At 71.2% G+C, this 25,091-nt stretch carries 19 protein-coding genes; 7 read left to right on the top strand and 12 right to left on the bottom strand.

The features are described from left to right. Window position 1: 1 nt before the first annotated feature. The 10 genes from hrpA to LL239_RS11655 all read right to left on the bottom strand — a co-directional run bounded on the left by hrpA (window position 2) and on the right by LL239_RS11655 (window position 13,853). Window positions 2-4,105 (bottom strand): ATP-dependent RNA helicase HrpA, encoded by a 4,104-nt coding sequence (hrpA, locus tag LL239_RS11700; RefSeq protein WP_228163612.1) that lies wholly within the window; start codon window positions 4,103-4,105, stop codon window positions 2-4. A 23-nt stretch (window positions 4,106-4,128) separates the two neighbouring features. Then, window positions 4,129-5,292, bottom strand: coding sequence for a glycoside hydrolase family 3 N-terminal domain-containing protein (locus LL239_RS11695; RefSeq protein ID WP_228163611.1), 1,164 nt, complete (start codon window positions 5,290-5,292; stop codon window positions 4,129-4,131). A gap of 102 nt (window positions 5,293-5,394) precedes the next feature. Continuing rightward, window positions 5,395-6,645 (bottom strand): LCP family protein, encoded by a 1,251-nt coding sequence (locus LL239_RS11690; RefSeq protein WP_228163610.1) that lies wholly within the window; start codon window positions 6,643-6,645, stop codon window positions 5,395-5,397. A gap of 77 nt (window positions 6,646-6,722) precedes the next feature. Next, the gene (locus LL239_RS11685; protein ID WP_228163609.1) at window positions 6,723-7,895 is read right to left on the bottom strand and encodes an ABC transporter substrate-binding protein; all 1,173 of its coding nucleotides are present in this window, start codon (window positions 7,893-7,895) and stop codon (window positions 6,723-6,725) included. 81 nt (window positions 7,896-7,976) lie between these two features. Beyond that, window positions 7,977-8,759 (bottom strand): ABC transporter permease, encoded by a 783-nt coding sequence (locus LL239_RS11680; protein WP_228163608.1) that lies wholly within the window; start codon window positions 8,757-8,759, stop codon window positions 7,977-7,979. Next, window positions 8,756-9,553 carry an ABC transporter ATP-binding protein gene (locus tag LL239_RS11675; RefSeq protein WP_228163607.1) on the bottom strand — a complete coding sequence of 266 codons (798 nt, stop codon included), beginning with the start codon at window positions 9,551-9,553 and terminating at the stop codon, window positions 8,756-8,758. The genes LL239_RS11680 and LL239_RS11675 overlap by 4 nt, the downstream gene beginning before the upstream one ends. Next, entirely contained in the window at window positions 9,550-10,530 is a 981-nt protein-coding gene (locus LL239_RS11670; protein WP_228163606.1) for an ABC transporter permease, read from the bottom strand. The genes LL239_RS11675 and LL239_RS11670 overlap by 4 nt, the downstream gene beginning before the upstream one ends. Beyond that, window positions 10,527-11,555 (bottom strand): TIGR03842 family LLM class F420-dependent oxidoreductase, encoded by a 1,029-nt coding sequence (locus LL239_RS11665; protein ID WP_228163605.1) that lies wholly within the window; start codon window positions 11,553-11,555, stop codon window positions 10,527-10,529. Before LL239_RS11665 ends, LL239_RS11670 begins: the two co-directional genes overlap by 4 nt. A gap of 11 nt (window positions 11,556-11,566) precedes the next feature. Beyond that, window positions 11,567-13,003 carry a dihydropyrimidinase gene (hydA, locus tag LL239_RS11660; RefSeq protein WP_228163604.1) on the bottom strand — a complete coding sequence of 479 codons (1,437 nt, stop codon included), beginning with the start codon at window positions 13,001-13,003 and terminating at the stop codon, window positions 11,567-11,569. A gap of 1 nt (window position 13,004) precedes the next feature. Beyond that, on the bottom strand, window positions 13,005-13,853 hold the full coding sequence (locus tag LL239_RS11655) for a nitrilase-related carbon-nitrogen hydrolase (protein WP_228163603.1): 849 nt from the start codon (window positions 13,851-13,853) through the stop codon (window positions 13,005-13,007). Window positions 13,854-13,958: 105 nt separating this feature from the next. On the opposite strand from LL239_RS11655, the gene LL239_RS11650 reads away from it, so the two are divergent. The 4 genes from LL239_RS11650 (at window position 13,959) to LL239_RS11635 (ending at window position 19,241) form a co-directional block, all read left to right on the top strand. After that, window positions 13,959-15,353, top strand: a complete 1,395-nt coding sequence (locus LL239_RS11650) for an aminotransferase class I/II-fold pyridoxal phosphate-dependent enzyme (RefSeq protein WP_228163602.1) — start codon at window positions 13,959-13,961, stop codon at window positions 15,351-15,353. Between the two features lie 52 nt (window positions 15,354-15,405). Next, on the top strand, window positions 15,406-16,242 hold the full coding sequence (locus LL239_RS11645) for an aldo/keto reductase (RefSeq protein ID WP_228163601.1): 837 nt from the start codon (window positions 15,406-15,408) through the stop codon (window positions 16,240-16,242). Further along, a complete protein-coding gene (locus LL239_RS11640) occupies window positions 16,239-18,074 on the top strand; it encodes a thioredoxin domain-containing protein (RefSeq protein WP_308218580.1) in 1,836 nt (611 codons plus the stop codon). The genes LL239_RS11645 and LL239_RS11640 overlap by 4 nt, the downstream gene beginning before the upstream one ends. Before the next feature lie 75 nt (window positions 18,075-18,149). Continuing rightward, on the top strand, window positions 18,150-19,241 hold the full coding sequence (locus LL239_RS11635) for a hypothetical protein (protein ID WP_228163600.1): 1,092 nt from the start codon (window positions 18,150-18,152) through the stop codon (window positions 19,239-19,241). Window positions 19,242-19,259: 18 nt separating this feature from the next. On the opposite strand, the gene LL239_RS11630 is transcribed toward LL239_RS11635, so the two are convergent. Continuing rightward, window positions 19,260-20,021 carry an AAA family ATPase gene (locus tag LL239_RS11630; protein WP_228163599.1) on the bottom strand — a complete coding sequence of 254 codons (762 nt, stop codon included), beginning with the start codon at window positions 20,019-20,021 and terminating at the stop codon, window positions 19,260-19,262. Between the two features lies 1 nt (window position 20,022). Further along, the gene (locus tag LL239_RS11625; protein ID WP_228163598.1) at window positions 20,023-21,588 is read right to left on the bottom strand and encodes a dolichyl-phosphate-mannose--protein mannosyltransferase; all 1,566 of its coding nucleotides are present in this window, start codon (window positions 21,586-21,588) and stop codon (window positions 20,023-20,025) included. Window positions 21,589-21,611: 23 nt separating this feature from the next. Between LL239_RS11625 and rsmI the strand changes: the two genes are divergently transcribed. Genes rsmI through LL239_RS11610 form a run of 3 tightly spaced genes read left to right on the top strand, consistent with a single transcriptional unit; the run spans window position 21,612 to window position 24,967 of the window. Continuing rightward, window positions 21,612-22,430: a 16S rRNA (cytidine(1402)-2'-O)-methyltransferase gene (gene rsmI / locus LL239_RS11620; protein ID WP_228163597.1), complete on the top strand. Its 819-nt coding sequence runs from the start codon at window positions 21,612-21,614 to the stop codon at window positions 22,428-22,430. 48 nt (window positions 22,431-22,478) lie between these two features. Beyond that, window positions 22,479-24,053 (top strand): methionine--tRNA ligase, encoded by a 1,575-nt coding sequence (gene metG, locus LL239_RS11615; protein WP_228163596.1) that lies wholly within the window; start codon window positions 22,479-22,481, stop codon window positions 24,051-24,053. Beyond that, window positions 24,050-24,967: a TatD family hydrolase gene (locus LL239_RS11610; protein WP_228163595.1), complete on the top strand. Its 918-nt coding sequence runs from the start codon at window positions 24,050-24,052 to the stop codon at window positions 24,965-24,967. Before metG ends, LL239_RS11610 begins: the two co-directional genes overlap by 4 nt. Window positions 24,968-25,091: the final 124 nt, after the last annotated feature.

Genomic DNA, 25,091 nt, shown 5'->3' with positions numbered 1-25,091 from the left:
CTCAGCCCTTGAGCGCCTTGGCCAGACGCTGCGGGGAGACGGGCTCGGCGGTGCCCAGACGCTGGGCGAACAGGCTCACGCGGTATTCCTCCAGGAGCCACCGCGTCTGCACGAGGTTCGCCGGAGCATCGGCGGGCAGGGGCAGCGTCCCCCCGGCCTCGGCGAAGGCCACCGCGGCGCGCTCGTACTCGGTCATGCGCTGGCGATCGCGACCGGGGTTGTCGGGCAGCGTCCTCACCCGCTCCAACGCACCCGCGAGGTAGCGCGGCAGATGCGCGAGACGCGCGATGCCGGTGCGTGAGAGGAAGCCGGGGAAGATCAGGCCCTTCAGCTGCCCGCGCACGTCGTTCAGGGCTCCGAGCAGCGTGATCGACGAGGCATCCTTCATCGCCCGGTCGACCTCCCGCTGTGCGAGCAGGATCTTCGCGGCGAGCGACACCGCCTGGAAGGTCTGGTCGACCGACGCCGCCGAGAAGGCGTCGCGCACGCGCGCGAAGTCGGCGCGGGTGCGAACGATCCCGGTCGGTGCCGCCCGCAGCAGGACGTCATCGGCGACGGCCACGCGCGCGTCCTCGATCAGCGCCTTGGCGTTCTGGTACGGGGACGCGGCGAGAGCGAGCTTCTCGTTCGCGGTGAGGTGGTCGAGCACGTACGACGCGGGCGAGGGGACGGCCAGAAGCAGGAGACGCCGGATGCCGGCGCGGGTGTGCCGCGCGGCGTCCTCCGGGGTGGCCTCGACGCGCAGCGCCACGCTGTCGCCTTCGTCGATGAGGGCCGGGTAGCCGCGCACGACGCCGCCGGCGACGGGAGTGTCGACGACGTCGGCGAGATCGTCGAGGTCCCACGTCGTGAGTCTCGTGCGGGAGGCGAAGGCGGGCGAGGCCTCGGCGACGCGGGCGGCGGCCGTGGCGCGGGGACGTTCGATCGTGGACTCGACGCTGGAGCGCGCCCGGTCGGCGAGTCGGCGCTGCAGGGCGCCGAGGTCGCGGTCGGAACCGACGGCCCGCCCGCGCGGGTCGACCGCGCGGAACGACATCATGAGGTGTCCGGGCACCCGGTCGAGCTCGAAGTCGGCCGCGCTCACCCGCTGGTTCGCCACGCGCTGCACCTGCGCCGCGAGCGCGTCGACGAGCGTCGACGTCGGCAGCCCGTTCGCGTGCTCGGGCCCCTTCTCGGCCAGTTCGGCCGAGAACTTCTCGGCCCAGTCCGCGGCGGGGACGACGTTGCGGCGGATCGTCTTGGGAAGGGCGCGCAGCAGGGCGGTGACCAGTTCGTCCCGCATCCCGGGTACCTGCCAGTCGAACCCATCGGGCCGCAGCTGCGCGAGCAGCGGCAGGGGGACGACGACCGTCACTCCGTCGTCGGGGGCACCGGGCTCGAAGCGGTAGGCGAGGTTGAGCGTCTGGTCGCCCTGGCGCCACCGCGCGGGGAATGCGCGGTCGTCGCCCTGGGCGCGGTCGCCGGTGAGGTCGGATTCGCGCAGGTCCAGCAGGTGCGGCGTCCGCGAGGAGGCATCCTTCCACCAGGTCTCGAACGAGCGGACGTCGGTGACGTCGGCGGGGATCCGCGCATCGTAGAACGCGAACACGGCCTCGTCGCCGACAAGGATGTCGCGGCGGCGCTCCCGCTCCTCGATCTTCTCCAGCAGCCGGCGCTGTTCCTGGTTGCGGCGGAGGAACGCGGTGAGGCGCTTGTCGAGCACCGACGGGTCCCACTCGCCCTCGACGAGCGCGTGACGCACGAACATCTCCCGCGCGAGCGGACGGTCGAACCGCGCGAGCTGCACCCGTCGACGGCCGACGAGCTCGACGCCGAAGAGCGTGACCTTCTCATAGGCCGCGGCCGAGCCGGCATCCTTCGACCAGTGCGGCTCGCTCAGCGAGCGCTTCACCAGATCGGGGGCCAGCTCCTCCGCCCACGCCGGGTCGACGGCGGCGACGGTGCGGGCGAACAGGCGCGAGGTCTCGACGAGCTCGGCCGCCATGACCGCGGACGGCCGCTTCTTCTTCAGCCCGGATCCGGGGAAGATCGCGAACCGTGCGCCGCGCGCGCCGATGTACTCGCCCTTCGTCGGGCGGCCCTCGCCGGGTGACTTGCGGTCCTTCGCCTGGGCCAGAGTGCGCGGATCCAGGATGCCGAGGTGCGAGAGGAGCCCCGACAGGATCGCGCGGTGGATCGCATCGCCCTGCGCGTGCCCTTCGGGGCCGGCGCCGTTCGGCCCTCGTCCCACTTCTGACGGGGCATGTCCCGAAAGGTGCGGTCGCGAGCGTCGGGAGGCAGCACTTCGTGGGACATGGTTCTGGGAGGGAGCCCCGGCGCGCCCCGTGCTGCCGGCTCCGAGCAGCGACGTCAGCTGCCGGTGCACGTCGACCCACTCGCGCACGCGGACGTAATTGAGGTGCTCGCTGCGGCACAGTCGTCGGAACGCGCTCGAGCCGAGTTCGGCCTGCTTCTCCTGCAGGTACTCCCACAGGTTCAACAGCGACAGGAAGTCGCTGGTCGGGTCGGTGAAGCGGGCGTGGAAGCGGTCGGCCTCCTCGCGCCGGTCCTCGGGGCGTTCGCGCACGTCTTGGATCGACATGCCGGCGACGATGGCCATGACCTCGGGCAGGACGCCGGCGGTCCGAGCCTCGAGGAGCATGCGCGCGAAGCGCGGGTCGATCGGCAGCCGCGCGATCTCGCGGCCGATGCCGGTGAGCCGCGGGCCGCGTTCGTCACCGCGGCCGGGGAGCTTCACGGCACCGAGCTCGACGAGGAGGTCGAACGCGGCCTTCACACCGCGGGAATCGGGCGGGGTCAGGAAGGGGAAGGCCTGGATGTCGCCGAACCCGAGCGAGAGCATCTGGAGGATGACGGATGCCAGGGACGTCCGCAGGATCTCGGGCTCGGTGTACTCGGGGCGTCGGAGGAAGTCGTCCTCGGAGTACAGGCGGATCGCGATGCCCGGGGACGTGCGGCCGGCCCGGCCCGAGCGCTGCTGCGCCGAGGCCTGCGACACGGCCTCGATCGGCAGCCGCTGGATCTTCGAGCGGTTGCTGTAGCGCGAGATGCGGGCGGTGCCGGTGTCGACCACGTACCGGATGCCGGGGACGGTCAGGCTCGTCTCGGCGACGTTGGTGGCGAGGATGACGCGGCGGCGGACGCCGGCGACCGTCGACCGCTCGAACACACGGTGCTGCTCGGCGGCCGAGAGGCGTCCGTAGAGGGGCAGCACCTCGGTCGGGGCGGCATCCTTCTGGTACGCCCCGCGGATGGCGTCCGCGGCGTCCCGGATCTCGGCCTCGCCGGGGAAGAACACCAGCACATCGCCCGCGGGCTCGCGGTCGAGCTCGCGCAGGGCCGCGACGACGGCGCCGACCTCGTCGACGTCGTCGGTGTCGCGCGTGCCCGGTGCCGGGCTCCGGACTTTCTTGGGCCGCGGCGTGGATCTGCCGGCATCCGGGGCCGAATCACCCTCGTCTTCCGGAGCGCGGTCCGCGCCGCCGGGCGGCCGGTAGCGGATCTCGACCGGATACGTGCGGCCCGACACCTCGATGACCGGTGCGGGCACCGGTTCGTCGTCGGGTTCGGCGGGCGCAGCGGCGAAGTGGCGCGCGAAGCTCTCGGGATCGATCGTCGCCGAGGTGACGATCACCTTCAGGTCGGGTCGCTGGGGCAGGATGCGCCGCAGATACCCCAGCAGGAAGTCGATGTTGAGCGAGCGCTCGTGCGCCTCGTCGACGATGATCGTGTCGTAGCGGCGCAGCAGTCGATCACGGTGGATCTCGTTCAGCAGGATGCCATCGGTCACGAGCGCCACGCGCGTGTCGGCCGACACTTTGTCGGTGAAGCGCACCTTGTACCCGACGGTCGAGCCGAGCGGGACCTGCATCTCCTCGGCGATGCGCTCGGCGATCGTCCGAGCGGCGATGCGGCGCGGCTGCGTGTGGGCGATCGAGGTCCGCCCGAGCTCGAGGCAGATCTTCGGCAGCTGCGTCGTCTTGCCCGAGCCGGTGGCGCCGGCGACGATGACGACCTGGTTGTCGCGGATGGCGCGCGCGATCTCCTCCCGCGCAGCGCTGACGGGCAGCTCGGGCGGGTAGACGATGACGGGTTCGGCAGACACAGCCTTCCAGCGTATCGCTCCCGTCAGGGCATCGCGGCCTTGGCGGTGATGATGCGGCGGGCCGCGGCATCCACCTTCGCCGCGAACACCGGGTCACCCTGGGCCTTGGCGAGCACGGCCTGACGCATCGCGGGGTAGACCGACGAGTCGGCCGAGACGAGCAGCAGGTCGATCCCCGCGTCCACGGCGAGCGTCGCCCGATCGGCGGGAGACCACGGCTGCACCTGCCGCGCGGCCGAGAGATCATCGGTGGTCACGACGCCGTCGAAGCCGACCGTGTCGCGCAGGACGCCGACGACCGTCGGGGAGAACGCCGCGGGCGAGGTCGGGTCGATCTCGGCATAGATCGCGGTGGAGAGCATCACCACCGCCGGGCCCTGCGGCAGGACGCGGGAGTACACGGCGACATCGGGACCGTCGGCGGTGACGACGACGTCGGTGACGCCCGAGTTCGTGTCGGTGTTCTCTCCCACGTGCCCGAGGCCGGGGAAGTGCTTGAAGGTGGGCAGGATGCCGCCGTCGCGCATCCCCTGCGCGAACGCACCGGCCTTGGCGGCGACGGTGGCGCCGTCGTAGCCGTACTCGCGCGCGAGTTCGCCGATCGGCGGGTTGCTCTGCGCGGTGTCCGGGCTCGTGACGACGTCGGCGACGGGGGCGAGGTTCATGTTCACGCCCGCCTGGGCGAGCTGGCGGCCCCACGTCGCGGCGTTGCCGCGGAGGGTGCCGTCGTCCTGTCGCCCCTGGTCGACGGCGGAGGGGATGCGATCGAATCCGGGCCCCGAGAGCACCTGCACGGTGCCGCCCTCCTGGTCGGTGGCGACCCAGAGCTCGGGCTGGCCGGCGGCGACCACCGAGGTGAACCCGCCCACCAGGGCCGCGGTCGCCTCGGTGCCGGCATCCGACCGTCCGTGGAGGAAGATCCCCCCGATGCGGTCGTCTCGGACGGCGGCCAGGGTCGTGGCGTCAGCGCCGTCGACGGAGGTGCCCACCATGAACATCTGCCCGACCTTGTCCTCCAGGCTCAGGCCCGCGAGGGGATCGGGCGTCGGAGTGGGTGTCGGCGTCGCCGTCCGCGTCGGTGTGGGCGTCGGCGTCTCGGTCGGCGCAGGCGCCGGTTCGGGGACGCAGCCGGACAGCGCGAGCGCGACCAGCACGAGCAGCGTCGCGGACCGCGTGGGATTCGTCATCCGTCGATCGTCGCGTATCACCGCGCCGCGGGGGCGGATCGGCCCGAGGGTTGACTCCGGCGCCGAGACTCCGTCGCGCACGTCCGCGCGACCGAGTGGGGGTCAGCCGTTGCCGGCCGAGCACGTGGCCTGGTTCGCCTTCGAGCCGCTCACATTGCTCGGCAGTTCGACGACCTCCGGCGCGGCGTCGGCTCCGGTGGCATCCGGGGCAGGGGTCGTCTCGGCGGGGGCGGGAGCGGCCTCGGTCGGGGCCGGCGCGGACGGGTCGGCGATCACGCCGCCGTTGGTTCCGGCCTCACCCGTGAGCGCCAGCGGCGCGTTGCGCGCGAGGGCGTCCCACAGCACCGCGGCGGCCGCCTCGTCCGGGATGACCCGGTTCGGGTCGTCGGGATCGTCGACGACCGGGAACTGCACGAAAGTGATGTCCTCGAACGGGACGTCTTTGAGGGTGTAGGCCAGCTGCGCGATGCGGATCGGGTCGGCGAGGCTCTCGCTGGGGGTGATGTTGTTCACCGCGGTGTTGGCGAGCGCGATGAGCGTCCCGGGGTTGGACAGCACCTCATCGCTGCGGAGCTTGTTCACCAGCCGCGAGAGGTACTGCTGCTGATTGCCGATGCGGGCGAGGTCGCTGCCGTCGCCGATGCCTTTCCGCGTACGGAGGAAAGCCAGTGCGTCGTAGCCGGTGACCACGCGGGGTCCGGGCTCCCAGTCGATTCCCGCGTCGGGGTCGTCGATGCCGTCACCGCCGATGCAGACCTCGACGCCGCCGATCGCGTCGGTGATGTTCACGACGTTCCCGAAGCTGAGCTTCGCCGCGAAGGGGATGCTCTGGCCGCTCAGCTCGGACACGGTGTCGGCGACGCACGTGAGGCCGCCGTCCTCGTAGGAGCTGTTGATCGGGGCCTTGAACGCGCCTTCGAAGAGTGTGCCGTCGGGGGCCGTGCATTCCGGGATGGGGATCTGCAGGTCACGCGGGAACGACACCACCGTCACCCGCCGCGGGTCGGTCGAGACGTGGACGAGCATGTTGACGTCGTTGCGCGCCCCGTCGTTCTCGGGGTCGCTGCAGCGGGCACCCAACGCCTCTTTCACCTGGTCGTCGCACTCGTCCGTGCCGACCACGAGCACGGAGAACGCCTCGTCGTACGCGCTCAACGCCGGCGGCTGGGCGGGAGCGTCCTGGAGAGGGACGGCCGCCTCCTGCAGGCGCTGCGAGAGCGACCAGGCGTAGAAGCCGCCGACGGCGACGGCGGCCACGACCGCGACGGTCAGCACGATCGCGAGGGCCTTGGCTCCGCGGCGCCAGCCCGAGACGGGCGTGCGGCGCGCGTGCTGCGCGGGAGGCTGCCTCATCCGGGTAGTCAACCACGCCCCCCCCGAGAACACGGTGAGACACGGGGCGGCCGCGGAACCGACCGCCCCGTGTGGCATTACTGCCCGCCCTCGGTGAGCGTCACCTCGATCGGCGTGTACTCGCCGTCGACGGCGACGCCCTCGTCCTCCAGCGCTGCCAGCGCGGCCTCGATGTACTCGTTCGAGTACGCCGACGCCGGGGGCTCGGTGGTGATGAGGTTGAGTCCGTCCTGGTTCACCGCGGAGAGCGCGCCCTGGACGGTCTTGTCCCACGCGGCGGAGTCGATCAGGCCGAAGTCGCCGCCGGTCCAGATGAGCTTGTTCACCTCGTTCATCTGCCACAGCTGGTGCACCGGGCCCACGGGGAACGCGCTCACGCCGGGAGCGGTCGCGGCCGTGTAGGTGATGTCGGCGGCCTCGGTGGGGTTGTCGCGCGCGAACACCCACCCCTTGATGACGGCCTTCAGGAAACGCGTGGCGGCGTCGGCGTACGCGGGGTCGTCCGCGAGCCGCTGGGTGTCTGCCCAGATCGCATCCTGGAGCATGGCACCGGCGGTGTCCTCGTACGAGATGACGTTGATGTCGTCCATCGTGTACAGCTCGCCGGTGGCCGGGTTGACCGTCTCCAGCAGCTGCGCCAGCTCGTTGTAGGTCATCGCCTGGGCGGCATCCACGTCCTTGTCCAGGAGCGCGTTCATCGAGAAGTCCTGCGTCGTGATCTGGACCGTCGAGGCGTCCAGGCCCTTGTCGGCCATCGCGGCGAAGATCTCCCACTCGTTGCCGAAGCCCCACGAGCCGATGCGCTTGCCCTCGAAGTCCTCGACGCTGGTGATGCCCGAGTCCTTCCACGACACCTGGGTCGTGCCGGACTTCTGGTACACCTGGGCGATGTCGGTGAGCTCGACACCCTGGTTCTCCATGGTGCCGAGGACCTTGGGCACCCACGCGACGGCGAAGTCGACATCGCCGGCGACGAGGGCGTCCTGCGGGACGATGTCGCCGCCGGAGGGGATGATTTCGACCTCGTCGAAGCCCTCCTCCGTGAAGTAGCCCTTCTCGAGGGCGACGTAGTAGCCGGCGAACTGCGCCTGCGGCAGCCACTGCAGCTGCAGCTTCACCGAGGTCAGCGGCGTGAAATCGCCGTCCTCGGATGCCTCGGGCGCGGAGCCGCCGGCGCAGGCGGAGAGGGCGAGGGATGCCACGGCGATCCCCGCAGCCGCGCCGAGGGCGCGACGTGTGCTGTGTGTCATGGGAGTCCTTTCGGGTGCGGGTGGTGCAGGTGTGGAGCGGGTGGAACCTGTTCTGTCGAGGGCGGACGGGAGGGATGCCGGTCAGGCCGGCGGACGCCCCGCGCCGAGGCGTCGTGCGACGACGCGTTCGAGCAGCGAGGTGACGAGGAAGAAGACGAGACCGATCACGATGCCGCCGCCGACGAACGCCCAGGCCAGGGCGGCGCGCCCGGACTTGGCGTAGGTGGCGATCGCCGTGCCGATGCCGTCGGAGGGGCCGCCGAAGTACTCGGCGACGAGGGCGGAGATCACCGCGAGCGACGCGGCGACGCGGATGCCGGTCAGCAGGTACGGCAGCGCGGTGGGGAGGGTGAGGAACCGGAACGTCTGGCCACCGCTGGCCGCGGTGGCGGTGAACAGGTCCCGCTGGACGGGCCGGGTCTGCCGCAGTCCGCGGAGGGTGTTGACGAAGACGGGGACGAACGCGGCGATCGCCGCGACGGCCTGCCGCCCGAACTGGCTCGACGCGCCGAACATCGTGTTGAGGATCGGTGTGATGGCCACGATCGGTACGACCGCGAGCGCGGCCACCAGAGGGGCGGTCATCCCGTCCACGGGACGCCACGTCGCGGCGAGTGCGGCCAGGGCCACGGCCACGACGGTCCCGGCGACGAGGCCGACGAGGGCGTTGGTGCCGGTGATCGCCGCGGCGTCGACGATGAGGGGGAAGCGTTCCACGCCCTCGAGGAGGATCGCGCCCGGATCGGGCAGCATGCGCGGCGCGCTCCCCGAGGCGACGTAGGCGAACCACACGCCGAGCCCGAGCAGGCCCACGCCGACCGGGGCGGCGATGCGCAGCCAGGAGGGGAGCCGGGTGACGGTCATCGTTCGTTCGCCCGCTGGAGGGGAGCGCCGTGCAGCGCTTCGCGCACCGCCGTCACCCGCGCGAAGTACTCGGGCGATTCGCGCAGCGCCTCGTCGCGGGGACGCCCCGGGCGCGTGTCGACGACCTCGGTGATCCGCCCCGGCCGCGGGCTCATGACGACGACCCGGTCGGAGAGGAACACCGCCTCCGGGATCGAGTGGGTCACGAAGACCACCGCGGCGCCCGTCTCGGCGGAGATGCGGGCGAGTTCGGTCTGCAGTCGCTCCCGCGTCATCTCGTCGAGCGCGCCGAAGGGCTCATCCATGAGCAGCAGCTGCGGCGACGCCGCCAGCGCGCGGGCGATCGCGACGCGCTGCTGCATGCCGCCGGACAACTGGTCGGGGTAGCGTCCGACGAACTCCGACAACCCGACGAGGCCCGCGAGCTCGGCGACGCGCGCGTCTCGGCGGGCGCGGCTCCACCGGTGCAGTTCGAGGGGGAGCGCGATGTTCGCGGCGACCGTGCGCCACGGCAGCAGTCCCGCCTGCTGGAAGGCGATGCCGTAGTCCTGGTCGATGCGCGCCTGCCGGGCGGGTTTGCCGAAGATCGCCAGGTCGCCGGTGCTCGGGGTGTCGAGGTCGGCGATGAGGCGCAGCAGCGTGGACTTGCCGCAGCCGGACGGGCCGATGAGCGAGACGAACTCTCCGGCGGCGACGTCGAGGTCGACCCCCGTGAGGGCGGTCACCTCACCACCGGTGGAGGGGAACACCTTCCCTACGCCCGAGGCGTGGACGGCGGTGGCGGGGACGGTCATCGGATCTCCTCTCCGCGACGGAAGCGGTGCAGCGTCACACCGATCAGCGCGACGCCCGCGGCGGCGACGAGCCCGATGGCGACGGTGCCGAACGTGGGTGCCCAGGGCGCCGCCGGATCGGACGACGCCTGTCCGGCGAGCTGGATGAGCATGCGCCCGATCCCGCCCCGCAGCCCGATCGACACCTCGGCGACCACGGCGCCGACGACGGCGGAGGCCGCGGCCAGGCGCAGGGCCGGCAGCAGGTGCGGTACGGCGGCGGGGAGCCGCAGGTGCACGAGCGTCGACCACCAGCCGGCCGCACCCGCGTGGAACAGGTCGAGGTGGAGCGCGTCCGGGGCTTCGAGGCCCCGGAGCATGCCGATGGCGACGGGGAAGAACGCCAGGTACGAGGCGATCAGCGCCACCGAGAACCACTGCGGCCAGGGGAACACCCCGGCGCGGTCGATCTGGTTGCCGAGTGCGTTGACGACGGGGGCGAAGGCGATGAGCGGCACGATCTGGCTCACGACGATCCAGGGCAGCAGGCCCCACTCGACCAGTCGCCAGCGCTGCATGACGATGCCCAGGATGCCTCCGACGGCGACGCCGATCAGCCAGCCCAGCGCCGCCAGGCCCAGGGTGGTCCCGGCGGCCTCGAGCACCGAGACGATCAGCGGCGGGGTGTCGCCGCCGCTCGTCGGCGCGAACATGCGCGCGACCATCTCCCAGACATGCGGCATGGCGCGGTCGTGCGTGCGCGGGAGGAGGATGACGCCGGATCCGGCGGATCCGTCCCCGCCGACGGTGACGCCGTCCGCGGGCCCGAGCAGCTTGTAGAGCTCCCAGATCGCGATGACGGCCGCGACGCCCGCGACCCCCCACGCCACCCGCACGACGGTGCCCGCCCCGCGTCGACGGCGGGCGCGTGGCATCCCGCCGCCGTCCTCGGGGGCGATCGAGGTCACCGACCCCGGGGCGATCGCCTGGTCGGTCACCGTTTGGCCGTCACCGGGGGAGTGAGTGCGGGGATGACGGTCTCGCCGTACACCCGCATGGTCTCCTCCTTGTTGTCGTGCTGGAGGTATCCGGCGAACTGCGTCACGCCCAGCGCGCGGAGCTTCTCGAGCTTGGCGATGTGCTCCTCGGCGGTGCCGAGGACGCAGAAGCGCTCGACGATCTCGTCCGGGACGAAGTCGACGTGGTCGTTGCTGCTCTTGCCGTGCGAGTTGTAGTCGTAGCCCGTGCGTCCGGCGATGTAGTCGGTGAGGGCGGCGGGCACGTCGGAGTCGCCGCCGTACTTCGCCACGATGTCGGCGACGTGGTTGCCGACCATGCCGCCGAACCAGCGGCACTGCTCGATCATGTGCGCCCGGCTCTCGGGGGTGTCCTCCCCGATGTACATGGGCGCGGCCACGCAGAACGCGATCTCGTCCGGGTCGCGCCCGGCCTCCTCGGCCGCGCGGCGCACGGTCGCGATCATCCACTCGGCGATGTCGAGGTCGGCCAGCTGCAGGATGAAGCCGTCGCCGACCTCACCGGTGAGCTTGAGCGCGAGGGGGCCGTAGGCGGCGACCCACACGTCGAGCTTCGACCCGCGGCTCCACGGGAACTGCAGTGTCGCGCCGTTGTACTCCACGGCCCGCGAGTTGCCGAGCTCGCGGATGACGTGGATCGACTCGCGCAGCGCCTTGAGGGTCGTCGGGCGGCCGTTGGTGACGCGCACCGCCGAGTCGCCCCGGCCGATGCCGCAGATGGTGCGGTTGCCGTACATCTCGTTGAGCGTGGCGAACGTGGATGCCGTGACGGTCCAGTCGCGGGTGGCGGGATTGGTCACGAACGGGCCGACGGTCACGCGACGCGTGGCGGCGAGGATCGCCGAGTGCACGACGTACGGCTCCTGCCAGAGCAGGTGGGAGTCGAACGTCCACACGTGGCTGAACCCGTGCGCCTCGGCGAGCTGCGAGAGCTGCACCGTGCGGGCCGCGGGCGGGTTGGTCTGCAGGACGACGCCGAAATCCATGTGTGCCCCTCTCAGACCAGGTACTGGCTCAGGCCGCGCTTGACGAAGCGTCCGTCACCCTTGGTGCCGAGGTACGCGCCGTCGTCGACGACGACCTTGCCGCGCGAGATGACCGTGTCGACGTGCCCGTCGATCTCGAAGCCTTCCCACGCGGAGTGATCCATGTTCATGTGGTGCGTCTTGCCGACGCCGATCGAGGTGTGACCCGCCGGGTCGTAGACGACGATGTCGGCGTCCGCGCCGGGGGCGATGACGCCCTTCTTGCCGTACATCCCGAACATGCGCGCGGGGGTCGTGCTGGTCAGCTCGACCCACCGCTCGAGCGTGATCTGCCCGGTCACGACACCCTGGTACATCAGATCCATCCGGTGCTCGACGGAACCGATGCCGTTGGGGATCGCACGGAAGTCGCCGAGTCCGAGGGTCTTCTGGTCCTTCATGCAGAACGGGCAGTGATCGGTGGAGACCATCTGGATGTCGTTCGTGCGCAGCGCCTGCCACATGTGGTGCTGGTGACCCTCGTGCTTCGAGCGCAGCGGGGTGGAGCACACCCACTTGGCTCCCTCGAACGCGCCCCATTCCTCGCTGGAGGCGCCGAGCTGGTCCTCGAGCGACAGGTAGAGGTACTGCGGGCAGGTCTCGCCGAACACGTTCTGGCCGTTGTCGCGCGCCCACGCGAGCTGTTCGACCGCCTGCTTCGCGCTCACGTGCACGACGTAGAGCGGCGCACCGGTCAGGTGCGACAGCATGATCGCGCGGTGCGTCGCTTCCTCCTCCATCTGCCACGCTCGGGCGACCCCGTGGAAGTACGGGTCGGTCTTCCCCTTCGCGACGAGCTGTTCGGCGAGGACGTCGATGACCGGTCCGTTCTCGGCGTGCATCATCGTCAGCAGCCCCGTGTCAGCGGCGACCTGCATGGCGCGGAGGATCTGCGCGTCGTCGGCGTAGAACACTCCGGGGTAGGCCATGAACATCTTGAAGCTCGAGACGCCCTCGTCGACGAGGCCGGGGAGGGCGGCGAGAGAATCCGCGTCGACGCCGCCGACGATCTGGTGGAAGCCGTAGTCGATCGCGCAGTTGCCGGCGGCCAGCTCGTGCCAGTGGGCCAGTCCGTCCTGGATGCGCTCGCCGGTGCGCTGCACGGCGAAGTCGACGATCGTCGTCGTTCCGCCCCACGCGGCGGCGCGGGTGCCGGTCTCGAACGTGTCGGAGGCGCTCGTGCCACCGAAGGGCAGCTGCATGTGGGTGTGGGCGTCGATGCCGCCGGGGATGACGTACTTCCCGGTCGCGTCGATGACGCGGTCGACGGATGCCGCGAGGTCGTGGCCCAGCAGGGTGGAGCCGGGTGCGAGCACTGCCGCGATCGTGTCTGCGTCGATGAGGACGTCGGCCGCGGTGCGTCCGGTGGCCGAGACCACCGTGCCGCCGGTGAGGAGGGTCGTGGTCATCTCACGCCTCCACGATCTCGCCGTAGGTGTCGGGGCGACGGTCGCGGTAGAACTGCCAGTCGTCGCGCATCTGCTGGACGAGGTCGAGATCGAGGTCGCGGACGAGGATCTCCTCGTGCTCGTCCGATCCGAGCGCGCCGACGTGGTTGCCGCGCGGGTCGATGACCTGGCTCGTGCCGTAGAAGGTGACCGCCTCGTCGCCGTACTCGTTGTCCTCGCGGCCGACGCGGTTGGGCTGCAGCACGAAGTATCCGTTCGCCACCGCGGCGCACGGTCCCTCGACCTCCCACAGACGGTTGGAGAGGCCGGGCTTGGTGGCGTTGGGGTTGAAGACCATGTGAGCGCCGTTGAGGCCCAGCTCGCGCCAGCCCTCGGGGAAGTGCCGGTCGTAGCAGATGTACATGCCGACCTTGCCGACGGCGGTGTCGAAGACGGGGTAGCCGAGGTTGCCCGGGCGGAAGTAGAACTTCTCCCAGAACTTCTCCACGTGCGGGATGTGGTTCTTGCGGTACTTGCCGAGCACCGTGCCGTCGGCGTCGACCAGCACGGAGGTGTTGTAGTACACCCCGGTCTGGGCCTCCTCGTAGATGGGGAGCACGGTGACCAGGCCGAGTTCCTTCGCGAGGGCGGCGAACCGCTGGACGATGGGACCGTCGGCGGGCTCGGCGTAGCGGTAGTACTTCTGGTCCTGGGTGATGCCGAAGTAGGGGCCGTAGAACAACTCCTGGAAGCACAGGACCTCGGCGCCCTGCGCCGCGGCATCCCGGGCGAACTGCTCGTGCTTGTCGAGCATGGATGCCTTGTCGCCGGTCCAGGTGGTCTGCGTGATCGCGGCGCGTACCGTCGTCATGGTCCCCTCGTTCCTCCGGGCCGTCGTCGCCCGGTTCTGTTACTGTCGCGCGTGAACATTTCTCCACGATTTCCACGAGTGACACCGCCGTAAATTGGGGGCCGGATGATCCCGCCCGATGCCTTCGTCGACCGCACCCCCGCCGGTCTGGCCGCCGAGATCGCCCGGCTGGTCAGCGATGGCACGCTCGCGCCGGGCGCGCGACTGCCGACCGTGCGCGAGGTCGCCGCGGCGCTGGGGGTGTCCACCGGCACCGTGGCCTCGGCGTGGCGGGCGCTCGCGGACGCGGGCGTGGTCTCCTCGCGCGGCCGGGCGGGCACGTTCGTCCGCGCCGAGCGCCGCGAGTGGTTGAGCCCGCGCGTGCAGGGCATGTCCGCCGACCGCATGCCGGGGGCGCCGCGGGGGCTGGGAGCCGGAGGGGAGGGCCCGACGGCCCCCCGACTGGACCTGTCCCTGGGCACGCCCGATCCGGCGATGCTGCCCTCGATCGAGCGGGCGCTGACGCTGGCCCGCCCACGGGCCGACACGGGCCGGTACCACGACCTGCCCGTGCTGCCCGACCTGTACGACGTCCTGCGCGAGCAGTGGCCGGTACGCGGCGTCGAGGAGCTCACGGTCGTCGACGGCGCCCTCGACGGCATCTCCCGCACGCTCGATCAGGTGGTGCGCTTCGGCGATCGCGTCGCGGTCGAGTCGCCCGGCTTCCCCTACTTCTTCGACCTCATCGAGGCCGCGGGCGCCGTCCCGGTACCCCTCGAGACCGATGCCGACGGCATCCTGCCCGCCTCACTCGCCCACGCCCTCGCGCTGGGGCCCACGGCGGTGCTGCTGCAGCCGCGCGCGCAGAACCCCACCGGGGTGTCGATGTCGATCGAGCGCGCCCGGCGGCTGGCGAACGTGCTGCTGAGCGTCCCGGGCGGGACGCGGGTCACCGTCATCGAGGACGACCACTCCGCCCTCATCGCCAGCGCGCCGCCGGTGACGCTGGCCCTGTGGCTCCCCGGCCAGGTGGTGCACGTGCGCGGCTTCTCGAAGTCGCACGGACCCGACCTGCGCATCGCGGCGCTGGGAGGGCCGGCGGCGATCGTGGACCGCATCGTCCGCCGCCGCATGCTGGGCCCCGGGTGGACGTCGCGACTGCTGCAGTCGGTGCTGTACGAACTGCTCACCGATCCGCGCTCCACCGCTCCCGTGCGCACCGCGCGCCTGATCTACCGCGATCGGTTGGACCGGGTCGCGGCGGCCCTGCGGCGCCTCGGCATCGACGTGGGCGATCCCGACGGGATCAACCTCTGGATGCCGGTGCGCGACGAACGCGCCGCCCTCGTGCACGCGGCGGCCGAAGGCATCGGGATCGCGGCCGGATCGCCCTTCGTGGTCGAGACGGAAGGGTCCGCCGCCGGACCGCGCGTGCGTGTCACCGCCGGATCGGTGGTGGAGAACGTGCGCCTGGTCGCCGAGGCGCTTGCGCGCGCAGCCCATGCCGCGCCCCTGTCGTAGCCGGGCGTCAACCCCGCCCCCGTTGTCGGTGGCTGCTCCTAGGGTTGAAGGCATGACTGTTCCCTCTGTCCAGCTCAATGACGGAAACTCCATCCCCCAGCTCGGCTACGGCGTGTTCCTCGTTCCCGCCGACGACGCCGAGCGCGCCGTGTCCGAGGCCCTCGAGGTCGGCTACCGCCACATCGACACCGCCGCGATCTACAAGAACGAAGAGGGTGTCGGTCGCGCCATCGCCGCCAGCGGCATCCCGCGCGACGAACTGTTCGTCACGACCAAGCTCTGGAACGACCGCCACGACGGCGAAGAGCCGCACGCCGCGATCGACGAGAGCCTCCAGAAGCTCGGTCTCGACGCGGTCGACCTGTACCTCATCCACTGGCCGACGCCGAAGAACGACAACTACGTGCACGCCTGGCAGAAGATGATCGAGATCCGCGAGGCCGGGAAGACCCGGTCGATCGGCGTCTCGAACTTCCTCGTGCCGCACCTCGACCGCATCGTCGCCGAGACGGGCGTGACCCCGGTGGTCGACCAGATCGAACTGCACCCGGCGCTCAGCCAGCGCGAGATCCGGGCCTGGGGTGCCGAGCACGACATGCACATCGAGTCGTGGGGACCCCTGGGCCAGGGCAAGTACGACCTGTTCGAGATCCCCGCCGTGGTCGACGCCGCGGACGCCCACGACAAGTCGCCCGCGCAGGCGGTGCTGCGGTGGCACATCCAGCACGGCCTCATCGTCTTCCCCAAGTCGGTGCGCCGCGAGCGCCTCGAGGAGAACTTCGACCTGTTCGACTTCGAGCTCAGCGCAGACGAGATGGCCGCGATCGACGCCATCGACCCCGGCGACGACTCCGGCCGCGTCGGCACCCACCCCGACGACCTCAACTGAGGACGGATGAGACGCTGAACCGCCTCGCGAACGCCTCGAGCCCCTACCTGCGGGCTCACGCCGACAACCCCGTCGCGTGGTTCCCGTGGGGGCCCGAGGCGTTCGCCGTCGCGGCCGCGCGCGACGTCCCCGTGCTCGTGTCCATCGGCTACAGCACGTGCCACTGGTGCCACGTCATGGCGCGGGAGTCGTTCCAGGATGCCGAGACCGCCGCGCTCGTCAACGACGGGTTCGTGGCGATCAAGGTCGACCGCGAGGAGCACCCCGACGTCGACGCGGCCTACCTCGACGCGGCATCCGCGTTCACGCCGCACCTGGGCTGGCCCCTGACCGCGTTCGCGACGCCCGAGGGGCGGATCTTCTACGCCGGCACCTACTTCCCGCCCCAACCCCGCGGACAGCTGCCCTCCTTCCGGCAGGTGCTCGGCGCCGTCCGCGAGGCCTGGACCGAGCGGCGCGGAGAAGTGGATGCCACGGGGGCGTCGCTCCGCGAGGCTTTGGCCGCCGCGGCGCCCGCCGCCGCCGACGCGATCCCCGACGCCGACGTGCTCGCGAACGCGGTCACCGACGTGGTCTCCCGCGAGGACCTCGAGTTCGGCGGCTTCGCCGCCGGGGCCTCCCTCGACTCCCCGAAGTTCCCCAATACCCCCGTGCTGCGCCTGCTGCAGCACCCCGCGCTCGCGTCCCTCGTCCCCGGTGCGGCGGGCGTGGCATCCCGTGCTCTCTCGGCCATGTCCGGGTCGGAGTTGCGCGACCCGGTCGAGGGCGGATTCTTCCGCTACGCCACCCGCCGCGACTGGACCGTGCCGCACTACGAGCGCATGCTCACCGACAATGCCGGGCTGATCGAGGTCGCCCTCGCCGCGGGCGAGGACGACATCGCCGCCGAGACGGCGCGCTTCCTCGTCGACGTGCTGCAGCTGCCGTCCGGTGGGATCGCCGCGGCGCAGGACTCCGAGTCGATCATCGACGGACAGCGCTCGGAGGGCGGGTACTACCGCACCGACGATCGCGCCGAGCTCGTGCCGCCCGCTCTGGATGCCAAGGTCGTCACCGGCTGGAACGGGCACGCGATCGCGGCGCTCGCGGTCGCCGGCTCCCGCACCGACCCGCGCTTCGTCGAGGCCGCGCGCTGGGCCGCCGACACGGTCCTGGAGAACAACGTCGCCGAGGACGGAACGCTCCGCCGTGCGTCGCTGGACGAGATCCGCTCCGCCGCACCGGCGACCCTGGAGGACTACGGCGGGCTGGCCCGGGGGCTGCTCGCCCTCGCGCGCGTCACCGGCGAGGTGGCGTACGCCGAGCGTGCCCGCGCTCTCGTCGACGCGTGCCTCGTCGAGGACGGCATCCATCCGCCCGGGGGAGGCGACCCGGTGCTCTCCCTGCAGGGGATGCAGCCGCAGGGCGTTCCCAGCGACGGGGCTGCACCGTCGGGGCCGTCGGCGTTCGCCGCCGCGGCGTCGGACCTGTGGCGTCTCGGAGCCGGGGAGCGCTACCGCGCGGCCGCGGAATCGCTCGTCCGCGCCGCGGCGCCCGCGGCGCTGGGCGCGCCGCTGGCGTACGGGGCGATCCTCGACGTCGCGCTCGGCCTGGCCACGCCCCCGCGGCAGGTGGTCGTGGTGGGCGAGACGGATGCCGCCCTCGCCGATGCCGCCCGCCGGGTCGTCGCCGACGTGGTCGCGGTGGTGTCCCCCGGGCAGGCCGAGGCATTCGCCCGCGCCGGCTTCGAGCTGTTCGAGGGCAAGGTCTCCCGCGGCGGCGAGGCGACCGCGTACGACTGTCGCGCCTTCACCTGCGCCCTGCCGACGACGGATCCCGCCGCGCTCGCCTGACCGACGACCGGCTCTGGCCGCCGCGCGCGCTCTCGGCCAAGATGTGGAGTACCCGACCGCTCGAGGAGGAGCACCATGTCCGCCCACGCCATCCCCGACACCCCAGAGATCCGCGCACGGATGGATGCCGCCCAGGCCGAAGGCATGCAGGCCCTGGGACTGCACGGCAGTGACGTGGAGGCCTGGGAGGACGGGTATCGCGCCGCGGCGGCCGCCGACTCCACGTTCGAGTGGTGGTACTTCGACTGCCAGTTCGACGATGGCTCGACCCTCGTGGTGACCTTCTCGAACAAGCCGCACACCGATCCGGGGGGTCCGCTGACCCCGACCGTTCTGGTCATCCGCCAGCACCCCGACGGCACGAGGATGCACGTCGAGCCCGTGTTCCCCGCCGAGACGTTCACGGCCGCGACCGAGCACTGCGACGTGCGGATCGGACCGAACACCGTCACGGGCGATCTCGACACGTATCGGCTGCACCTCGAGGTCGAGGGGCTCACCGCCGAGGTCACGATCCGGCGCGCGGCGCCGTCGTGGCGGCCCGGCGCAGGCATCACCTTCTTCGACGCGGCGAAGTCGCACTACCTCGCCTGGGTCGTCCCCGTCCCGTACGGGACCGTGGAGGCGACCATCACGCAGGACGATCGCACCGCGTCGGTGACCGGTACGGCCTACCACGACCACAACTGGGGCAACCACCTGATGGGGTCGTTCCTCGACCACTGGTTCTGGGGTCGCGCGCACATCGGCGACTACACGCTCGTCTACATGCAGATGACGACGAAGGGATTGTTCGGGATGGGGCAGATCCAGATCCCGACGTTCTACCTGGCGCGCGGGGAAGAGCTGCTGACCGACGACCTCCTGCCTCTCCGGCTGTCCACGAGCGGCGAGGTCGCAGGTCCCGGCCACCAGTCGTACCCGACGCGGCTGGAGTGGACGTGGGAGCGCGGCGACGACCGGATCGCCTTCACCGTCACCGACCCGCGCCTGATCGAGGCCCTCGACATGCGCCCCCGCCGCACGCCGCTGTCGGCCGTCCTCCACGCCGGTGAGCACCCGGAGTACTACGACTTCACCGCCGACGCCGAGTTGGAGGTCCGCCTGGGTGGGATCGTGGACCGGGTCCGCGGGCGGACGCTCTACGAGAAGATGATGTTCCGCTGAGGTCGGCGCGATCCCTCGTCAGCCGAGCAGGTGCCGGAGGTACCTGCCGGGCGACTCGAGGAAACCGCGGTGCAGCCGCACGATCTCGAGGTCTTCCCACGCGGACTCGCGGATACCCCACTCGCCGAGCTCGAGGATCGTCGCGCCGGGGAGCGCGGAGAGGACGGGGGAGTGGGTCGCGCAGATGACCTGCGTACCACGGGAGCGCATGCGGTCGAGGGATGCCACCCATCGCAGGGTCGACGAGAACGACAGGGCCGCCTCGGGCTCGTCCAGGCACGCCAGGCCGGCGACGTAGTGCGGGTGGTCGAGGGTCTCGTCGAGGAGGGCGTTGAAGGACTCGCCGTGGCTCATGGTGTGCAGGCTGGGCGCGGCTCCGCCGAGGTCGTCGCGCCACGAGTAGTAGCCGTGCATGGTCTCGGCACGCAGGAAGAACCCGAAGCGGGCGGCGCGAGGGCTCCGCTCCAGACGCAACCATTCGCCGAGCGGGCTCTCGGTGCGCCGCGTCTGACCGCCGCCGTTCGACGACCCGCCCTCGGCGGGCAGACCGTACGCCTCGGCGATGCCCTCGATGAGCGTCGACTTCCCCGAGCCGTTCTCGCCGACGAGGAAGGTCACACCCAGGGCGAACTCCCACCCCTCGGCACCCGCGACCTCGAGGAACTGCGCGACGGCGGGAATGTTCGCCGGCCAGTGATCCGGCTCGATGGCGGCGTCGCTGAACAGTCTCGCGCGCCGCACCGGTCGCGGGTCGTGCAGCCAGTCGTCCCCGCGCGTCATGTCAGATCCAGGTCGGCAGCCAGTTGTGGAGGCGCCAGAACTCGTACGGCACCGGGAGCGCCGTCCACACGGGGTACCACAACGCCGACAGCAGCACGCAGACGGCCAGGAACACCACGACCCACGCCTGCCCGCTCGCGCGCGTCATCGATCTCGGCCCGCGGGCGATGTCGCGGAGCGCGAACGTCAGCGCGAGCAGCAGGAACGGCACCATCGCGACCGTGTAGAACTGGAAGATCGTGCGCTCGGGGTACAGCAGCCACGGCACGTACGTGGCGGCCAGGCCCGTGAGCACGAGCGCGTATCGTCCGTCGCGAACGAGGATGAAGCGCGCGAGCAGGTAGATCGAGGCGGCGATCCCCGCCCACCACAGCAACGGGTTGTCGATGCTCGAGATCGCCTCCGTGCAGCCGTCGGGGAGCCGGCATCCGTTCACCCCGACATCGTCCTGATGCCAGTACATCGAGGTGGGACGGATCATCAACGGCCACTGCCACGCGGGGCTCGCGTACGCGTGCGGGGTCGACAGGCCGACGTGGAAGGCGTACATGGCCTGGTGGTAGGCCCACAGGTTCTGCAGCGGCAGCGGCACCCACGACCACACACCCGTCGCGGGCGTCGCGTCGAGCGCGTGCCGGCTGTAGCCGCCGTCGGTGAACAGCCAGCCCGACCAGCTCGCGAGGTACACCGCCGCCGCAACCGGCACGATGAGCACGAACGACACCAGGCCCTGGCGGACCGCGTCCATGGGCCACTGCGCGATGCCGGCGCGCCGACGCGCGAGGGCGTCGGAGATCACGACGTACAGCCCGATGGCCGCGATGACGTACAGCCCCGACCACTTCACGGCCGTGGCCGCACCCGCAGCGGCGCCGGCGGCGACGAGCCACGGCCGATTCCAGAACACCGGCCCCCACGTCGCCTCGCCGGGCTCGCGTGCGGCCCACCGGGCGAGCGTCGCACGACGATCGAGCGCCACGAACCACAGCGCCAGCACGATGAAGAACGTCAGGAAAATGTCCAGCAGCGAGACGCGGCTGAGCACGATCCCGAGCCCGTCGATCGCCAGAAGACCGGATGCCACCGACGCGAAGACGAGGGACCCGGTCAGCGTCTTCGCGAACAGGTACATCAGCAACACGAGCGCCGTGCCGAACACGACCGCGGCGATCCGCCAGCCGGTCGCGGAATCCGACCCCAGCAGCGCCATGCCGGCACCGATGAAGATGCGCCCCAGCGGCGGGTGGACGACGTAGCTGCCGACGCCGAGGAAGGCGTCGGTGTCGCCCGCCGCGAAACGTTCGTCGGCGCCCTCCGGTGGCCACGTCGAGGGGAATCCCTGCAGCCACTGGCTCCAGGAGTCCTTGACGTAATAGGTCTCGTCGAAGATCAGCTCGTGCGGATCTCCCACGTTCACCACGCGCAGGACGAAGGCGAACACCGTGATCAGCGTCGGCATGAGCCAGCGCCACACCCGCGCGCCGCGGGGATCGGCCAGCAGTGCGTCGCGCCAGCGATCCAGGCGCGTCCGTTCGTCCGTGGGGATCAACGGGGGGACGGCGGTCACGGCCCCCAGCATAAGGTGGGGCGGTGATCATCCTCGCGGCGACCCCCATCGGCAACCTGGGCGACGCGTCGCGGCGCCTGGTCGAAGCCCTCGAGAACGCCACCGTCGTGGCCGCCGAGGACACGCGCACGACGCAGCGGCTGCTCGCCGGGTTGGGCGTCGACAACCGGCCGCGCCTGATCGCGCTGCACGACCACAACGAGAAGGAGCGCGCTGCCGAGCTCGTCGAACTCGCCCGCGAGGACGACCTGCTGGTGCTCAGCGATGCCGGGATGCCGACCGTGAGCGACCCCGGCTACGGACTCGTCGCCGCCGCGGCGGCCGCGGGCGTCACCGTCACCGCGCTTCCCGGTCCGAGCGCGGTCGTCACCGCTCTCGCGGTCGCAGGGCTTCCCACCGATCGTTTCGCGTTCGAGGGCTTCCCGCGCCGCAAGCCCGGAGACCGGCGCCGCGCCTTCGCCGAGCTCGCCGCCGAGACGCGCACCCTGGTGTTCTTCGAGTCGCCGTCACGGCTGGCATCCACTCTCGACGACCTCGCCGCCGCGTTCGGGCCGGACCGGCCGGCGGCGGTGTGTCGCGAGCTGACGAAGCTGCACGAGGAGGTGCGCCGCGGCCCGCTCGCCGAGCTCGCCGCGTGGGCGGGCGAGGGCGTGCGCGGCGAGATCGCGATCGTCGTGGGGGGCGCGTCGGCGCGGGAGGTGGCGTTCCCGGATGCCGTGACCCAGGTGCTCGAGCTCGTGCGCGACGGCGCGCGGCTCAAGGAGGCCGCTGCCGAGGTCGCGTCGCTCACCGGGCACTCCTCGCGCGAGCTGTACCAGGCCGCTCTCGCCGTGAAGGGCTGACGCGTCACACCGGCCGGAGGGCGGGGCCGTCCCACGTAGAATCCTGGGGTGACTTCCGGCCGATCCTTCTACATCACCACGCCGATCTACTACCCGAGCGACGTGCCCCACATCGGCCACGGCTACACGACCGTGGCGGTCGACGCCCTCGCGCGCTGGCACCGCCAGGCCGGTGACGACACCTGGATGCTCACGGGCACCGACGAACACGGCCAGAAGATGATGCGCGCGGCCGCCGCGAACGGCCACACCCCGCAGGAGTGGGTCGACAAGCTGGTCAGCGAGTCGTGGTTCCCCCTGCTGAAGACGCTCGACGTCGCCAACGACGACTTCATCCGCACGAGCCAGCCGCGTCACGAGGAGCGCGTCGAGAAGTTCGTGCAGGCGCTGTACGACCGCGGCTACATCTACGCGGGCGAGTTCGAGGCGCTGTACTGCGTCGGCTGCGAGGAGTTCAAGACCGAGGCCGAGATCGTCGACGGCGAGGGACCCTTCGAGGGACTGAAGGTCTGTGCGATCCACTCGAAGCCGCTCGAGCTGCTGCAGGAGAAGAACTACTTCTTCAAGCTCAGCGAGTTCCAGGAGCCGCTGCTCCAGCTCTACCGGTCGGTCCCCGACTTCGTCCGGCCCGACTCGGCCCGCAACGAGGTCATGTCCTTCGTCAAGAACGGCCTGAAGGATCTGTCGATCTCGCGGTCCACGTTCGACTGGGGCATCCAGGTGCCGTGGGACGAGTCGCACGTCATCTACGTGTGGGTCGACGCGCTGCTGAACTACGCTACCGCCGTCGGCTACGGCAGCGACCCCGAAGAGTTCGCGCGCCGCTGGCCGGCGTACCACGTCGTGGGCAAGGACATCCTGCGTTTCCACGCCGTGATCTGGCCCGCCATGCTGATGGCGGCGGGGCTGGAGGTGCCCCGCGGCGTCTTCGCGCACGGGTGGCTGCTCGTCGGCGGCGAGAAGATGTCGAAGTCCAAGCTCACGGGCATCGCGCCGACCGAGATCACCGACGTCTTCGGTTCCGACGCGTACCGCTTCTACTTCCTGTCCGCGATCGCGTTCGGCCAGGACGGATCGTTCTCGTGGGAGGACCTCTCGGCCCGGTACCAGGCCGAGCTGGCCAACGGCTTCGGCAACCTGGCATCCCGAACGATCGCCATGATCGAGCGCTACTTCGAGGGCGTCGTGCCCCCGGCGGGGGAGTACACCGACGCCGACCGGGCGGTCCAGAAGACCGTGGCGGATGCCGCCTCGAACGCGGACGCGGCCATCGAGCGGTTCCGCATCGACGAGGCGATCGACGCGATCTGGACGATCGTGGACGCTCTGAACCAGTACATCACCGAGAACGAGCCGTGGGCCCTGGCCAAGGACGAGGCGCGCCGCGAACGTCTGGGTACGGTGCTGTACACCGCCGCCGAGGGCCTGCGCGCCCTCGCGGTGCTGCTGTCGCCGATCATGCCGATCTCGACCGAGAAGCTGTGGATCGCGCTCGGCGCCGCCGAGAGCATCGGCCGGTTGCACGACCAGCCCCTCCGCGAGGCCGGAACGTGGGGCGTGCTGCGCCCGGGCACGTCCGTGAACGGCCTGTCACCGCTGTTCCCGCGCGTCGAGCAGGCATGAGCACGCCCGTCGAACGCCCCCGCGGCACCATCGACGGCGGCGATCCCAGCCAGTACGTGCGGGAGCGCTCGTCGGACGGCCGTCGCGACGTGAGCTATCCGCCCGCACCCGAACCGCTGGGCGTGCCGGTCTACGACAACCACTGCCACCTCGAGATCGAGGACGGCGAGACGGGCCTTTCGCTGGACGAGCAGCTCGAGCGGGCGCTGGCCGTCGGCGTGCACGGCGTCGTCCAGGCCGGGGGAGACGTCGACTCGTCGCGCTGGTCGGCGTGGGCCGCACGGCAGCACCCGCGCGTGCTCGCCGCCGTGGCGATCCATCCGAATGAGGCGCCGGCGTACGAGGCGGCGGGAGAGCTGGATGCCGCCATCGCGGTGATCGACGAGCTCGCGGCCGAGCCCCGGGTGCGCGCGATCGGCGAGACGGGCCTGGACTTCTTCCGGACCGATGAGGATGGCATCCCCGCCCAGATCCGCTCGTTCGAGGCGCACATCGCGCTGGCGAAGAAGCACGGCATCGCCATGCAGATCCACGACCGGGACGCGCACGATGCGGTCCTCGAGACGCTCGAGCGCGTCGGCGCCCCCGAGAAGACGGTCTTCCACTGCTTCTCCGGCGGGGAAGACATGGCGCGCATCGCGGCCGAGCGCGGTTACTACTTGTCGTTCGCGGGGAACGTCACGTTCAAGAACGCGCAGAACCTGCGCGACGCCCTCGCGGTGACCCCGCGCGAGAGGATCCTGGTCGAGACCGACGCGCCGTTCCTCACCCCGACGCCCTACCGCGGCCGGCCGAACGCGCCGTACCTCATCCCCGTGACGCTCCGCTTCATGGCCGCTGAGCTCGGCACGGACGCCGACGAGCTCGGGGCGCAGATCGCGGCGAACACCCTCGCGGTGTACGGGGAGTTCTGACCTCGTCGGCGCCGTCGCGCGTCGGGCAACCTCACTGATCCGCGCATCCTCAGCCGGATCGCCGGAATGCCGCTGAGTTCGTGCGCATCATCGAGGTCGTGCCGGCGGCGGACACACGACACGG

Origin of the sequence: Microbacterium testaceum (assembly GCF_020781835.1) — a bacterium.
In the GTDB taxonomy this organism is placed as follows: domain Bacteria; phylum Actinomycetota; class Actinomycetes; order Actinomycetales; family Microbacteriaceae; genus Microbacterium; species Microbacterium testaceum_H.
The sequence above is the reverse complement of the archived record's forward strand: the minus strand, read 5'-3'. Positions and strand labels throughout refer to the sequence as shown.